Annotated in this window: 13 protein-coding genes; 1 reads left to right on the forward strand and 12 read right to left on the reverse strand. The window is 41.2% G+C overall.

Annotated features, from left to right (window positions below; all coding sequences use genetic code 11):
• Nucleotides 1–86: 86 nt before the first annotated feature.
• From V7108_RS06275 to V7108_RS06310, 8 genes are all read right to left on the reverse strand, one after another.
• The gene (locus V7108_RS06275; RefSeq protein WP_335567580.1) at nt 87–584 is read right to left on the reverse strand and encodes a hypothetical protein; all 498 of its coding nucleotides are present in this window, start codon (nt 582–584) and stop codon (nt 87–89) included.
• A gap of 421 nt (nt 585–1,005) precedes the next feature.
• The gene (locus tag V7108_RS06280) at nt 1,006–2,478 is read right to left on the reverse strand and encodes an aldehyde dehydrogenase (RefSeq protein WP_335567581.1); all 1,473 of its coding nucleotides are present in this window, start codon (nt 2,476–2,478) and stop codon (nt 1,006–1,008) included.
• Nucleotides 2,475–2,738, reverse strand: coding sequence for a 2-hydroxymuconate tautomerase (locus V7108_RS06285; RefSeq protein WP_420489160.1), 264 nt, complete (start codon nt 2,736–2,738; stop codon nt 2,475–2,477). The genes V7108_RS06280 and V7108_RS06285 overlap by 4 nt, the downstream gene beginning before the upstream one ends.
• The gene (locus V7108_RS06290) at nt 2,701–3,492 is read right to left on the reverse strand and encodes a 2-keto-4-pentenoate hydratase (protein ID WP_335567583.1); all 792 of its coding nucleotides are present in this window, start codon (nt 3,490–3,492) and stop codon (nt 2,701–2,703) included. The genes V7108_RS06285 and V7108_RS06290 overlap by 38 nt, the downstream gene beginning before the upstream one ends.
• A gap of 64 nt (nt 3,493–3,556) precedes the next feature.
• Entirely contained in the window at nt 3,557–4,336 is a 780-nt protein-coding gene (locus tag V7108_RS06295) for a 2-keto-4-pentenoate hydratase (RefSeq protein ID WP_335567584.1), read from the reverse strand.
• A gap of 23 nt (nt 4,337–4,359) precedes the next feature.
• Complete coding sequence (gene dmpG, locus V7108_RS06300) at nt 4,360–5,373, reverse strand: 4-hydroxy-2-oxovalerate aldolase (RefSeq protein ID WP_335567585.1); 1,014 nt, start codon at nt 5,371–5,373, stop codon at nt 4,360–4,362.
• Nucleotides 5,370–6,281 (reverse strand): acetaldehyde dehydrogenase (acetylating), encoded by a 912-nt coding sequence (locus tag V7108_RS06305; protein ID WP_420489161.1) that lies wholly within the window; start codon nt 6,279–6,281, stop codon nt 5,370–5,372. The genes dmpG and V7108_RS06305 overlap by 4 nt, the downstream gene beginning before the upstream one ends.
• A 34-nt stretch (nt 6,282–6,315) precedes the next feature.
• Entirely contained in the window at nt 6,316–7,311 is a 996-nt protein-coding gene (locus V7108_RS06310) for a catechol 2,3-dioxygenase (protein WP_335567587.1), read from the reverse strand.
• A 232-nt stretch (nt 7,312–7,543) separates the two neighbouring features.
• Here V7108_RS06310 and V7108_RS06315 point away from each other — a divergent pair, with 232 nt between their 5' ends.
• Nucleotides 7,544–8,317, forward strand: coding sequence for an IclR family transcriptional regulator (locus V7108_RS06315; protein WP_335567588.1), 774 nt, complete (start codon nt 7,544–7,546; stop codon nt 8,315–8,317).
• Nucleotides 8,318–8,324: 7 nt separating this feature from the next.
• On the opposite strand, the gene V7108_RS06320 is transcribed toward V7108_RS06315, so the two are convergent.
• The 4 genes from V7108_RS06320 to V7108_RS06335 form a co-directional block, all read right to left on the reverse strand.
• On the reverse strand, nt 8,325–9,197 hold the full coding sequence (locus tag V7108_RS06320; protein ID WP_335567589.1) for an FAD synthetase family protein: 873 nt from the start codon (nt 9,195–9,197) through the stop codon (nt 8,325–8,327).
• 78 nt (nt 9,198–9,275) lie between these two features.
• Nucleotides 9,276–10,265 carry a catechol 2,3-dioxygenase gene (locus V7108_RS06325; protein ID WP_335567590.1) on the reverse strand — a complete coding sequence of 330 codons (990 nt, stop codon included), beginning with the start codon at nt 10,263–10,265 and terminating at the stop codon, nt 9,276–9,278.
• Between the two features lie 105 nt (nt 10,266–10,370).
• A complete protein-coding gene (locus tag V7108_RS06330; protein WP_335567591.1) occupies nt 10,371–11,885 on the reverse strand; it encodes a 4-hydroxyphenylacetate 3-hydroxylase family protein in 1,515 nt (504 codons plus the stop codon).
• A 253-nt stretch (nt 11,886–12,138) separates the two neighbouring features.
• Nucleotides 12,139–14,022, reverse strand: a complete 1,884-nt coding sequence (locus V7108_RS06335; protein ID WP_335567592.1) for a helix-turn-helix domain-containing protein — start codon at nt 14,020–14,022, stop codon at nt 12,139–12,141.
• Between the last annotated feature and the right edge of the window lie 36 nt (nt 14,023–14,058).

Raw genomic sequence — 14,058 nt, forward strand, 5'->3', positions numbered from 1 at the left:
AACATTTACGGGGCAGATCAGTGATTCATACCTGTCAGTTTTTATTAGCAATCTTTTTAATCAGATACCTTACTTCAAATCAAATTTCATTTTTCTTGATAAGAATACAATCCGTCAACAAGATTTTCCCACTGTTCATACAAGGCATTAGCTGTCTCATAGTCTTCATAGTCTAACGACAGATCATCCTGTAATTTCTCTTTTAAACGAGAGCACAATTCTTCCCATCCCTCTAAGCTTTCGTTATCAACAATGTTTACTAACCTCGGTTTCGTTATATCCCAATTTGAATAAAGGATATTACACCATTCCAATAAATCCTCTCGGTATTTGTTTAGTTCCTCGATATCAATAAATTGGTCAGCTTCAATCACCATCTCAGCTTGATAAGCACTTTTTTCCAAATATTGTTCCACGATTAGGATTTGTTCGTCCATTTCCCTATAATTAACAGTGCCTTCATCAATTTCTTCCTGATATGCATTTGATTCTCTACAAAGCAGTTCCAATTGTTCAAATAAACTTTTAGCTGTTTCATGACACCGTTCCAACAAATCATGACGGTATTGAGTATTTTCATTCATTTTGATCCATTCCCCCACCCAAGTTGTTTATTTTCATCCTCTTCATTCGTAAAAGAAGTGGTTATTTATCATAGATAAATTAACCACAATCACATACTATGTACCGTGATTGTCCTAGGATTAGGCGATTACCTATAGACATAACACATGACTTCAGTAATTAAATAGGAATAAAAAAATCCTATTTACTATGTCGCTATTCAAATGAAAGCCCCTAATCAAAATAGTCGTTTACCTTTGGAACCTATTAGCTTTTTCGGTCACTCGGAACCCTCCACTTGACCAAATAATCCCCTTCTTGCATTTTCTATCATAAAAGTACCTCTCAGATGACCTTCTCTACCCTTTCATCCTGTCCTAGCAATATTTTTGCAAACAAAAAGAAGGGGACTCCCCCTTCTGAGATTAATTCTATAATTTATTATTTCAATGCTATACAAATATTCTTCGCTTCCGTAAAGAACTCCATGCTGTGGTGACCGCCTTCACGCCCCACTCCGCTTTTCTTAAACCCGCCAAAAGGTGCTCGTAGGTCACGAACAAACCAGCAGTTCACCCAAATCGTACCGGCACGAACTGAATGTGAAATCCGGTGAGCGCGCTGGAGATTTTCCGTCCAAACGACACCGTTCAAACCATATTCTGTATCATTGGCAATACGAAGGGCTTCTTCTTCAGTATCGAAAGGTATGATTGTCACGATTGGGCCAAAGATTTCTTCTTGGCAAATTCGCAACTTTGGATCTTCAGTTAAATATATTGTAGGCTCTAAGTAATAACCATTTTGTAGATATTCAGGCAGTTCCGGACGTTTTCCACCACAAATTAACGTGGCATTTTCTTCTTTGGCAATCTCAAGATAGTTGGTTACCTTTTTATAATGCTCTTCACTTACAACCGGACCCATTTTTGTTTCCACATCTTGTGGATCACCGACTTTTAGTTCCATAGCTGCTTTCTTAAATCTTTCAAGGAACTCATCTAAAATCGATCGTTGCACCAAGATTCTTGATCCCGCAAGACAGATTTGCCCAGAATTCATGAATGCCGCATGAATCGAAACAGGGATGGCTTTATTAAGATTGGCATCTTCAAACACGATATTTGCTGCTTTGCCGCCTAATTCAAAAGAGACCTTTTTTAATGTGTCAGCGCCGTTCTTCATAATTCGCTTTCCGGTAGCCGTCGAGCCCGTAAAGGAAACAAGATCTACTTCGGGATGGGTGGTCAGAGCCGTTCCAACCACACCGCCAAGGCCATGAACCACATTGACTACGCCATCTGGAATTCCTGCTTCCTTCGCAATTTCTCCAAGAAGTGAAACAGAAAGCGGAGTCATTTCAGCTGGTTTAATAACAGCTGTGTTACCCGCAGCAAGACAGGGTCCCAGTTTCCAGGTGGTCAACATGAAAGGAACATTCCAAGGGGTAATGAGTGCAGCGACTCCAACTGGTTCGTAGCGAGTATAGTTTAAATACTCATCCTCCATTGGATACACTTCACCGCCTTGTTTTTCCATAAAGTCGGCAAAGAATTTGATGTTGTTAGCAGCACGTGGAACTTCATGCTGTACTGCAGAGTGAAATGGTTTTCCTACATCGGTCGCATCTAAGCGAGCAATTTCTTCTTTTCGCTCAAGGATAATTTCAGCCATTCGACGGAGCTTTGCACAGCGCTCGGCTACGGTCATTGTTCTCCACGGACCATTTTCAAAAGCGTCCCGTGCTATACGGCAGGCACGATCCACATCCTCTTGTGTGGCTTCACTGACTCTCGCAATGACTTCCTGTGTTGCCGGATTTTTCACTTCAAAAGTGGCACCATTACTTGCATTCACATATTCCCCGTTTATATAAAGACCAACTTCTCTGACTCCGGTTTGGACGTTTGTCATTTTGAAACCTCATTTCTCTTTTTAACTGATTCGCCTGCGATGCCCCAATGTTCTGGCTCTAATTCATTTATCATGACGCGAACACTTTGGACGGGAGCATCTAACACCTCTGATACTAAATCGGTCATTTCCCGAATTAATCGTTCTTTCTTTTCTGGTGATCTTCCTTTAAGAATATTTACCTGTATAAATGGCATATCAACCTCTCCCTTCGCAATTAAGTTATTCCCTGAATACCGCCTCAACCGAGCCCAGTCCATCAAAACCGGCCGTGAAATGGTCGCCCGCTTCAATTTTAATTGCCGCGGATAGGGATCCGCTTAACACAACTTCTCCAGGTTGAATACATTGACCAACTTTATACAACCGATTCGCTAACCAAGCAATCGCTCTTGCTGGATGCCCCATCACCGCTGCCCCTGCACCTGTCGCAACAACTTCTCCGTTTTGTTTAAACACCATTCCCATCAATTTCAAATCGAAATCTTTTGGTGAATAGAATCTTTCCCCCATAATAAATCGGGAAGAAGATGAATTATCTGCCACTGCATCTGGCAAGGTAAAGCTGAACCCATGGAAGCGGCTGTCAATGAGTTCAACAGCAGGTGCAATATATTTTGTTGCATTAAGTACATCCGCTACCGTTACATGTGGACCCTTCAATTCCTTGTCAAAAATAAAGGCAATTTCCGGTTCCAACTTTGCATGGATGAATGGTGCAAGAGAAATCTTTTCACCCTCATTCAGCTGCATACTTTCAAGTAAGACCCCGTAAGATGGTTCATGAACCCCTATCATCTCTTGTTTCGCTTTGCTCGTTAATCCGAGTTTCCAGCCTATTCTTTTTGTATTTTCTTCTTTGCATTTCATTTCGATTAAGCGTTCTTGTATTTGATAAGCTAATGCTTCGTCAAGTTCAGGATAGGCGTCAACAAACTTACTTATCGCTTTTTTCTGTTTTTCCGCTTCGAAAAGTTCAAAAGCAATTTGATCGATTACATCCGTTTTAATCATAGTATCACCCTGTCTCTTTTGATATTTCCTCTGGTCAGTCGAGGCAAAAGTCCCTTATCTAGCCTTATTTTTTAAATGAAGCCGTGACTGAACCAATATGAGCAAACTCCGCTGTAAAAGTGTCGTTTTCCTTCACTTCAATCGCACTTGTTAAAGCACCTGAAAGAATGATTTCCCCTGATTTTAGGGAGACATCGTACTTTCCTAATGAATTTGCCAGCCATGCGACGGAACGAAGTGGATTTCCAAGGACGGCTGCCCCTGCTCCTGAATCAATCATTTCTCCATTTCGATAAGCGACCATACCGATATGCGTGAGATCTAAGCCATCAAGCTTTGTTGGTTTCCCTCCAATAATTGCACAAGCAGAAGATCCATTGTCTGCGACGGTGTCTTCAAACTTGATCTTCCAATCCTCAATCCGGCTGTCAATCACTTCAATGGCCGGAACGATATATTCCGTAGCTTCAACGACGTCAAGGATGGAAACATTCGGACCTTTTAAATCCCTTTTTAAAATAAAGGCAATCTCAAATTCTACTTTTGGTTGAATATAGTGTGATAGGGAAATCGCTTCGCCTTCGACCACCATCATATCTGCCAATAAATGCCCGTAATCAGGCTGCTTGACGCCAAACATATTTTGAATCGCTTTCGATGTCGCACCGATTTTTTTTCCAACGATGATGCCGCCATTGGCAACTTTTCTACGGATAATCTCTAACTGCGTATAATATGCTTCATCGACGGTAATCCCAGGATAGGATACCGTTAGTGGCTTGATAGCCTGCTTTGTTTCCTCTGCTTCTAAAAGATTAGTAGCGGCTTCTTGAATGATTGTCACAACTGTCTCCTCCTTTCGTGGAACTATACTTTTAACCCTTTTTTCTCCGCTAGTTCAACAGCGACATCTAATATCCAGTCCTCCTGGCCAGCAACAGTTTGCCTTTTACCGAGCTCTTCCATAATTTCGGATACTCCGATTCCAAACTTTTCCGCAGCATGTTTCACATGTAATAAAAAGCTGTTATAAACTCCTGCATAGCCACTTGATAAATTGCCGCGATCAATCACGATTGGAGACTGCATGAGTGGGGCTATCTTTTCCTCTGCAGCATCCATTAAAATTGCTAAATTGATACCTGTTTCGACGTTCATTTTATTCAGGACTGCAACAAGGACTTCCGTTGGCGCATTTCCTGCTCCCGCTCCGAGTCCTCGTAGCGTTCCATCGATTTGATCGGCACCGGCTTCAAGCGCCGTTATTGTATTGCCAATGGCCAAGCCAAGATTATTATGAGCATGGAAGCCGACTTGAATGGATAGCGCTTCTTTTAAAGCGGACACTCTTTCGCGAACACCACTTTGAACAAGAGCTCCTGCAGAATCCACTACATACACGCAATCGGCACCATATGATTCCATCAACTTTGCCTGCTCCGCAAGCACGCTTGCAGGTTGAGTATGAGACATCATAAGGAAACCAACCGTTTCAAGTCCTAATTCTTTGGCTAAGCGGAAGTACTGCTCGGTAACATCTGCTTCTGTACAATGCACGGCGATTCGGATTACAGAAATGCCCAATTCGGCTGCTTCTCTTAACTCTTTGCTCGTTCCAATCCCCGGTACGAATAAAGAAGCAATTTTAGCTTGTTTCGCGGTTTCAATCGCCACTTTAATCAAGTCATATTCAGAATGAATAGAGAACCCTTGCTGAATGGTCGAGCCATTTAATCCAGAACCATGGCTTACTTCAATAACTGGTACACCTGCTTCATCTAATTCTTTTACAATTGTACGTACCTGTTCAGGCGTATAACTATGGCTAACGGCATGATCGCCATCTCTTAAAGTTGTGTCTGTCAGTCTAGGTATCTTCATCGTGTTACCTCCTTAGCAGCAAGATAATGTGCAGCATATACATCTCCGACTCGGTAGGCGGAGGCAGTCATGATATCCAAGTTTCCGGCATAGGTAGGGAAGAAATCCCCCGCTCCGACTACTTCATTCATGATGACCACCGTAGGCAAGCGGCCCCATGGAGTTTCACGATAGTCAACAAATGGCGTACCCTTTAAACGATAGCCTGGAACATAGCTAGAAATCTCAGCCGCAATCGATTGAACCGACTCAATAACCGCTGCTTCATCAAATTCTTCTTTAATCACCGCATAGACGGAATTCGTCATATTAATAGGTGGTTCTGCTGGATTGAAAACAGGAATGGCTCTTGCTGTTTTCGCTCCGCCAATTTGCTGAACCGCATTTGCTGTTGTGCGGACAAACTCATCGACATTTTGTCTTGTTCCTGGTCCAATTGATAGACTTGCCGCGGTCGCAATGACCTCTGCATAATGAACAGGCACCACACGATTGACGGCGTGAACAAGCGGCGTCGTCGCCTGGCCGCCACATGAAATCAAGTTGACATTCATGGCTTCAAGATGATCATGCAAATTAACGGTTGGAACGACAAACGGGCCAATCGCTGCCGGAGTCATGTCAACGGCTAATTTTCCTTGTTCTCGTAATGCTTGAGCATTCAGCTTATGGGCTTTCGCGCTTGTTGCATCAAAGACAATCTTAATCTCTGGATCTTCCAGAATTGCATCGATTCCATGATGGCTAACTGCAATTCCCTTTTCCTTTGCTCTTGCAAGTCCTTCGGAATTTGGGTCAATTCCTGCCACTAAGGCTAAATCCATGTTTCCACCATTTTTTAAAATTTTATACATCAGGTCTGTTCCAATATTTCCTGATCCTAAAATTGCCACTTTTATTTTCGTCAAGACCATCCACCCCGCTTTTCTACTATTCAATGAATTAAGGTTTTACAACTTCTTTTTCAACAGCCTCACTTGATGTAAGTGGAGTACCTTGAGTCCACCAGGATACAGGGAATTCTGTTCCAATCCAAGTATCGCCATTGCCAGGCACGTCTTTCATGTCCCAAATCACCGGCTTCCAAGCTGGATCCGTAATGATATATCCTGCATCACCGAACAATTCGATGCGGTTGCCGCCTGGTTCAATTACATACATACAGAACGCTTGGGAAACTCCATGCTTATTAGGTGGAACTTCAATTTTATAATCATGATCTTTAAGTAAATCAGACACATCATAAAGGTTTTGTGGAATGCCGTACCAGTAGCAAAGATGATGAAGCTTTCCTTTCACACCATTAGGCTCTTGCATTAAAGCAATTTCATGAACAAGATTGGAAACGCTCACCCAGCTTCCAAGTACATGACCGTTATCTTGAATTTGCTCTCTTAAACGGAAGCCAAGATTGTCGATTAAAAAGTTCGTATCGCCAGCTGGATTAGAAGTCATAAGATTGATATGATCCAGGCGACGAACCGGTACACCACGATCTGGACGTTTGGATGGACGGTTTAATAGTTTTGAGCGTTGCTCTTCTTTTACATGGTAATATTTCACGTCCCATAGAATTTCCATTAAATGACCATCAGGAGTAGTAAATTGATAGGCTTTTCCATGACCGATATCTCCGTTGATCCAGCCTTTACCTAATCCCGTTTTTTCAATTTCTTCTACGCGGCGCTCAAGTGCTTGCGGGGACGTTGCCCGCCAAGCAACATGACCAACCCCTGCTTCTTTTGATTCAGTGATTTTCAATGTATTATGGTAAAAATCCTCATAAGCACGAAGATAAACGGAACCTCCGGAACGAGCCGTTACTTCCATTCCTAGAAATCTTGTAAAAAATTCAACAGATTGTTCAAGTTTTGGAGAAAGAATCTCCACGTGTGCTAATTGTGCTACATCAAAAATTGGTTCTTTAAAAATAGACATGCCTATTCCCCCTGAATTTTTCAAGTTTTGTGAATCATGAACAACTATATTGACGAAATATACCAAGTGATGATACCGTTTTCATTATATCCGGTATCAAATTCTCGCCATTTTCCTAAACCTGATGTATATCCCTATCTTAAGGAGTTTGTAAGGAACTCACAACAAGGGTGTCCCTTTATGCGGGACAGTTTCTGAATTTTTACAAATTTTTTTTAATTCGGAGGAAATTATGATACAAGAACAAGAAAAGCTGCTCTCTTCAGTAAAAAGTGCGATTAGAATCCTGCGTGCTTTTAAAATGGATCAACCACAAAAAGGAGTACGTGAGTTAGCAAATGAGCTTGGTTTAGGAAAAAGCAGTGTCCAAAGAATTCTTGCCACACTGGCTTCCGAGGGTTTAGTACAAAAAGATAAAGAGACTAATAAATATGAATTGGGTCTCTCTGTTGTTGAATTGAGTTCCATTGTTCTAGGTAATATCGATCTACATACAGAATCACGCCCAATCCTAACTGACCTTGCCAATAAGTGCGGGGAAACCGCCCACCTGGCCATTTTGGATGGGAATCATGTGGTCTATTTAGATAAAGTCGAAAGTAAAACCTCCAATAGAGTACCATCTCACTTAGGATTTCATAACTATGCTCACTGTACGAGTTCAGGAAAACTTCTACTTGCACATAGTGGAAACTACTTGGTCGATCTAGTGATTCAAAATGGGCTCAAAGCAATTACACCAAAATCGTTTACAGACCCAGATAGGTTCCGTGATGAGTTGAATACAATCTTAAAACGCGGCTATTCCGTTAGTGTCGATGAATATACGATTGGACGGACATCTGTGTCAGCACCTGTCAGAGACCATACAGGAAAAGTTATTGCAGCTATTAACCTAGTAGGACCTAGTTCACGATTCTCCAAACAACGGATTCAGTATTTTGCGAGTGAATTACTCCGTGCCGGAGAATTAATTTCCGAAAGACTTGGATACTGGAAAAGATAAGGTTTCCTTAGAGATTCACTAGAGAGGAGCTTAAAGAGACTTGTCTTGAAATTTCTTCGTGAACAAACCCTTTAGGCAAAGCTTTCTTCCAAGAAAGTCGAACGGTTTCCCCTGCGTAAAAAGGAAATACTTGTCCTTGTGGTGAAAGTAAAGTAAGCCTTCCCTCACGAACGACCGCGATCTGCGTAGTCGTCTCCTGGTGAAGGCTTACAGTGACTTCATACCAGCCTGAAGCAGGCATTAAATAATCCGGATGAAGCACTGCCTCCACATGTTTTTTACGGAAATTAATCCTGCCATCACATTGATAATCATTCCCTAAGTAAGAAGCTATCCTTTCCATTTCGCCAGTCAAAACTAGATTACGAATGAGCGAGCTACTAATTTTTTCCCCTTCCCACTCTATTTTATTAACCTTGATTCCCTCAATTTTTCCATCTGAGTCCCTATTAATGGTATCCATATTGCCTTCTCCCCGGTGTCCATATGTAAAGTCAAAACCTGCTACCACCTGTTTTGCTCCAAAGCCCAGAAGATAGGTTTGAACAAATTCCCTTGGAGATAACCCCGCAAATGCCTTAGTAAACTGAATCAAATAAAAAGAATCTGCCCCTAGCTCTTCAAAGATTCTTCGTTTATCAGTGAGTGGCATAAGATAAGGGATGATTTTTTTCCCATTTGAAAGGACCTCTTTCGGGTGGGGGAAGAAACTCATAATCACAAAAGGGAGTTCTTGTTCTACCGCAACCCTTTTCGCCTCTTTTATCACCTGCTGATGACCTAAATGAACTCCATCAAAAAATCCTAGAGCTATCACACAAGGTTTTGTTCGTAAAAGAGTTTGTTCACGGTTGTTGCTTGTCACATGAATGAATTCCAAGATAGCTCCCTCCATTGTTTACAATATACTTATCTCTATAAGCATTTCTTCCCTATTCAAAAGCCCCATATTAATCTATTATGATTTCACGACTTCCTCTGATTTCACAGGTGTGAGTGGTGTTCCCTGCGTCCACCATGATTGTGGGAATTCAGTTCCAATCCATGTGTCGCCATTGCCAGGAACGTCCTTCATCTCCCAAACCACCGGCTTCCATGCTGGGTCCGTTATGATATAACCTGCATCTCCGAATAATTCAATGCGGTTTCCACCGGGTTCAATCACATACATGCAGAACGCCTGGCTGACTCCGTGCTTATTCGGTGGAACTTCAATACTAATACCATGGTCTTTAAGCAAATCTGCCACATCATAAAGATTTTGAGGAATTCCATACCAGTAGCAAAGATGATGCAGCTTCCCTTTAACTCCGTTGGGCTCTTGCATATAGGCAATTTCATGAACGAGATTGGAAACACTAATCCAGCTGCCCAGCACATGACCATTATCTTGGATTTGCTCTCTTAATCGAAAACCAAGCGTGTCGAGCATAAAATCCGTATCGGCAGCTGGATTCGAGGTCATGAGATTGATATGATCTAAGCGGCGAACCGGTACGCCACGATCTGGGCGTTTAGATGGTCGATTTAATAGTTTAGATCTTTGTCCCTCTTCCACATGGTAATACTCAACATCCCAAAGAATTTCCATTAAATGACCATCAGGATTTGTGAATTGATATGCCTTTCCATGTCCGATATCACCATCAATCCAGCCTTTTCCTAACCCCGTTTTTTCAATTTCCTGCACACGACGCTCTAGTGCTTGCGGAGAAGTGGCACGCCAAGCTACATGGCCGACTCCCGCTTGTTCGGATTCTGTAATGATTAACGTATTGTGATAGAAATCCTCGTAAGCACGAAGGTAAACGGATTTTTCAGTACGAGCCGTAACCTCCATTCCTAGAAATCTTGTAAAAAATTCCACAGATTGTTCTAGCTTCGGAGAAAGTATCTCTATGTGAGCAAGCTGTGCTACATCAAATATTGGTTCCTGGTATGAAGTCATGGTAATCCCCCTATTATTTATATTGATTGAAATAGACTACTTAATTGTTAGACTCACTTCAGGCGATGATGGTCATTAAAGAAGATGAGTAACTCTCCAACTGCCTTATGATTTGATGACCGCTTCTTTTTCCGCAGTGTCTGCCCATGTTTTGTTTGTCCAGCCATTAAGGTCATAATCGCTTAAGGCAGAATCGACGAACGATTTTTGCTGATTAGCTGCACCTGTAGCCTCAAAGTGGAATAAAGCTTCCATGTTGATGTTTTCGTGGTTTCCAGCATAGTTGACTTCATATAATTCATGACGGCCGCCAAACTCTGTGCCGATTGTATCCCAAACCATTTTCAATAATTTCACACGTTCTTCTGCACCAATTCCCGTTCCGCGATAATAGGTGTCTAAGTAAGGTTTTAAATCTTCATTGAGGAAATCTTTTGAACTTGAAGGCAATTGAATTAACCCGCCAGCCACAACTTGCTCAAAGATATTCTTCACCTTAACCCAAGCCAATGGTGCTAACGCGCGATATGCTGCACTCGAGTATGAGTTTGGAATCACTAAGCCGTTTGGCCCTTTTTCAGGATCTGTTGCCATTGCGGTAGAAAGACCCCAAAACATATTTCGTAAAGCGACGACTTCGCCAATCTTTGCCTGAACTCCACGGAAATCCTTCGTTCCGGCTCCTTCTGTTGCTTTTAATAACAAACCTGTCATAAAATCCAATTTTACGGCAAGACGTGTACAGCCATGGAAGGTAAAACGCGGGATGAAACCGCTCACTTTCGCGAAATTATTTGATACTTCAATATTTCGATAAGCCAATACATCTTCCCAAGGGATGAACACATTATCGAGCACAATCACCGCATCATTTTCATCAAAGCGGCTGGATAATGGATAATCAAATGGTGTTCCGGTTTTATATGCATTTAACTCATAGGATTGGCGGCTGATCATGCTAACCCCTTCCGCATTCATTGGCACGAAGAAGATTAGTGCATGACTATCATCGCCGCCGCCTAAATCTTTCGGTCCATAGTTCGCAACAAAGTTATAATGAGTTAACGCTGAAGCTGTTCCTACCATTTTGGCACCGCTTACAATTATTCCGTCATCACGCTCCGCAACAGCACGAACAAATGCATCTTTATTCTCGTGCAAAGGTTTTGAACGATCCACTTGCGGATTAATAATCGTATGGTTAATGAATGGTACTTCCTTTGTTGCTTTTTTGTACCATGCCTTTGCGTTGCCTTCAAAGCCTTCATAAAAATGACCAAACGCATTTAGGTGCCCTGTAAAAGAAGCTTTATAATCAGGAGTACGTCCCATGAATCCATAGCTTAGCTTTGCCCACTGTGCAATGGCATCTCTTGCCTCTAGTAAATCCTGGGAGCTTGTAGGAGTTTTGAAGAATTTATGTGTTCTGTCGCCAAATTCGGTTGTTGTGGTTAGGATATCACGTGTAGCCGGATCATGAAGAGCATCGTACATTCTCGCATATGAACGAGCAGCATTCCGATAAGCTGGATGTGATGTGACATCTTTAATTTTTTCTCCGTTTAAATAAACTACCCTGCCGTCATTGAGACTTTCCAAATATTCTTTACCTGTGTACATTTCTTCAACTCCATTCTTAGACTATTACTTTTTTAATGTGATTAATCTCTCAATCACTAGTTTTATCATAATTTATCTGAATTTTCATAACAATAACACGAGATGACAGAAAACTCAGTAAATACTGCCACTTTGTGCTAGTATTGAAAAAAAATGCCAGACACTCCCACTACCTGATGTTTCTGTGGGAAATCTGACATTTTTTTAGTTTAATAGGCTATGAGATTTTTAAATACAGAATAAAACATGTAACCTACTCTGCTTGGATTTTTTTGATTCTTTCATGCTCAACAATTTTCAATGCCTTTAACGCCATCATCAACTGAAATTGTCTTTGAGGATCACGCAAGTCACAATCAAGAAGGTCGGTAATTTTGTTGAGGCGATAACGAAGTCCGCTTTTAGAGAGTGCCAGGGACTCCGCTGTTTGATCCAGGTTTCCTCCTTGCAGAAGAAAATGGTAGAGTGTTTCAATCAACTCTAGTTTATTATTATCGAGATTCTCGTAGAGAATCCCAAGATGATCTCGGATCATTTTCCTAATGGCTTGTTTGTTTTGGTTATTGATTAAAATTCCCAGCATGCCTAAATCACTGAAAAGCGTGATCGGTTCATCCCTAGAAGATAACCTTACTGCTGAACGGGCTTCTTCCATTGCAACTCCTGCTTCAAGAATGTCGCTGTACTGCGAGCTTATTCCTGCTAGGAATAAAGCATTTTTTATTTGCTTTTTTAAAAATGCGACTAAAGACAGAATCGTTTTCACCAAGTTTTGCTGACGACCTTTTTTGTCAGTAAGTAGGAGAATTAAGCTGTCAGGTCGTTGACCGATTAACACATTGAGGTTCTCTTCATCTCGAAAGTAAGCAGACACCATTTCAAATATTTTTTTATGAAGAGTAAATTCCTTTTCATCACATGAATTCAAAAACCTGTAGGACAATGCCACAATATGATAGTGACCAGAAAGATCTAATTGAATAAAATCAGCTTTCCTCATAATTTCTTGCTGCGTATATTTCCCGCTAATCATTTCTTCAAGAAAATGACCTTTCACTTGTTCCATCGATTCTATTTCTGTTTTTTCCTTTAAAAACAGCAGCGAGCAGATTGATGCTAAGCGATCAAGAATCATCGAGTCAATCTCATAATTAGGGGTTCTTTCTCGCTTATATAGAAAAGAACAATACCCTACTACCTGGCCTAATAGAAAGATGGGAGACATCAGACAAGTCCCATTTTCAAATGAAAAAATACTCACTTTGGTATGGCATTGCTTTTTATCCGAAATCTCAAGAAATTTTTCTCTACTTGACTCAAAGTCTTCTATGGTGATGCCTTTACAGGCTATGATATGTTGACGACTATCTTCCACGACAATCGGCAGGTGATTTTGTTTATGTAAAATGTCGAGAATTGAATTGATGTTATTGCCTTTTATCAGCTCGTTTGTCATCTCATTATAAGTTTTTGACACAAATGCGAGATTATTTCTTTCCAGCATGAGCTTTTCATTTGTTTGCTCCAGTTCCTTCAAAATCGGCAGTTCTTTACTATAAGAAAAGAATTCCTCCGCCTCCTCCTTCCATTCCGAAACTAGACGCCCTTCCCAAATACAACATGGTGCACCTTGTCCCTGACATTGCAATTCTTTGAAAAAGACGTCCACTCCAATCACACCAGTAACATATCCCGTGGCATAACCAGTCAACGTATAACAAACAGGCCCTTGGCTAATCCCAAAGTTTCGAAGATGTTGTTCCGCTTCATAAGAATTTTCCCAAACGCCTTTAAAGCGAAACGATTTAATTTCATTTCCTTCTACTTCAAAGTCTTTTTCGGTGATACGGGAATTCGCATGCCCTTTTAAGGCATGAATAATCGGACCATATTCTATCTTTTCAAGTAAACTCAAAGAATCTTTTTTAGCTACCTCTTCTGCATCTTCAACTCCTAATTGATAGCCATACTTAAAAAAGAATGTTTTCAGCCGATTAATCCCGATATTCTCGATTAAATCACGCTGCATTGCCCCGAAAGCCCTGGTCGAAACAAAAACAGATCTTTCATTGTTTGCAAACCATAATTCATTCTTCTGGCGAATATGTAATAAGTCATTTAGTTTTAGGGTTTTCATTCCATTGCTCCCTTACTTCATATTTAGTTCATAACA

The sequence above is a fragment of the Neobacillus vireti genome (genome assembly GCF_036962345.1).
GTDB classification, from domain to species: domain Bacteria; phylum Bacillota; class Bacilli; order Bacillales; family Cytobacillaceae; genus Neobacillus; species Neobacillus vireti_A.

Coding starts and splice junctions, on each gene's coding strand:
- V7108_RS06280 (WP_335567581.1), bottom strand. CDS start 2,478: ATGACAAACGTCCAAACCGGAGTCAGAGAAGTTGGTCTTTATATAAAC.
- V7108_RS06275 (WP_335567580.1), bottom strand. CDS start 584: ATGAATGAAAATACTCAATACCGTCATGATTTGTTGGAACGGTGTCAT.
- V7108_RS06285 (WP_420489160.1), bottom strand. CDS start 2,738: ATGGACTGGGCTCGGTTGAGGCGGTATTCAGGGAATAACTTAATTGCG.
- V7108_RS06335 (WP_335567592.1), bottom strand. CDS start 14,022: ATGAAAACCCTAAAACTAAATGACTTATTACATATTCGCCAGAAGAAT.
- V7108_RS06310 (WP_335567587.1), bottom strand. CDS start 7,311: ATGTCTATTTTTAAAGAACCAATTTTTGATGTAGCACAATTAGCACAC.
- dmpG (WP_335567585.1), bottom strand. CDS start 5,373: ATGAAGATACCTAGACTGACAGACACAACTTTAAGAGATGGCGATCAT.
- V7108_RS06290 (WP_335567583.1), bottom strand. CDS start 3,492: ATGATTAAAACGGATGTAATCGATCAAATTGCTTTTGAACTTTTCGAA.
- V7108_RS06325 (WP_335567590.1), bottom strand. CDS start 10,265: ATGACTTCATACCAGGAACCAATATTTGATGTAGCACAGCTTGCTCAC.
- V7108_RS06330 (WP_335567591.1), bottom strand. CDS start 11,885: ATGTACACAGGTAAAGAATATTTGGAAAGTCTCAATGACGGCAGGGTA.
- V7108_RS06315 (WP_335567588.1), top strand. CDS start 7,544: ATGATACAAGAACAAGAAAAGCTGCTCTCTTCAGTAAAAAGTGCGATT.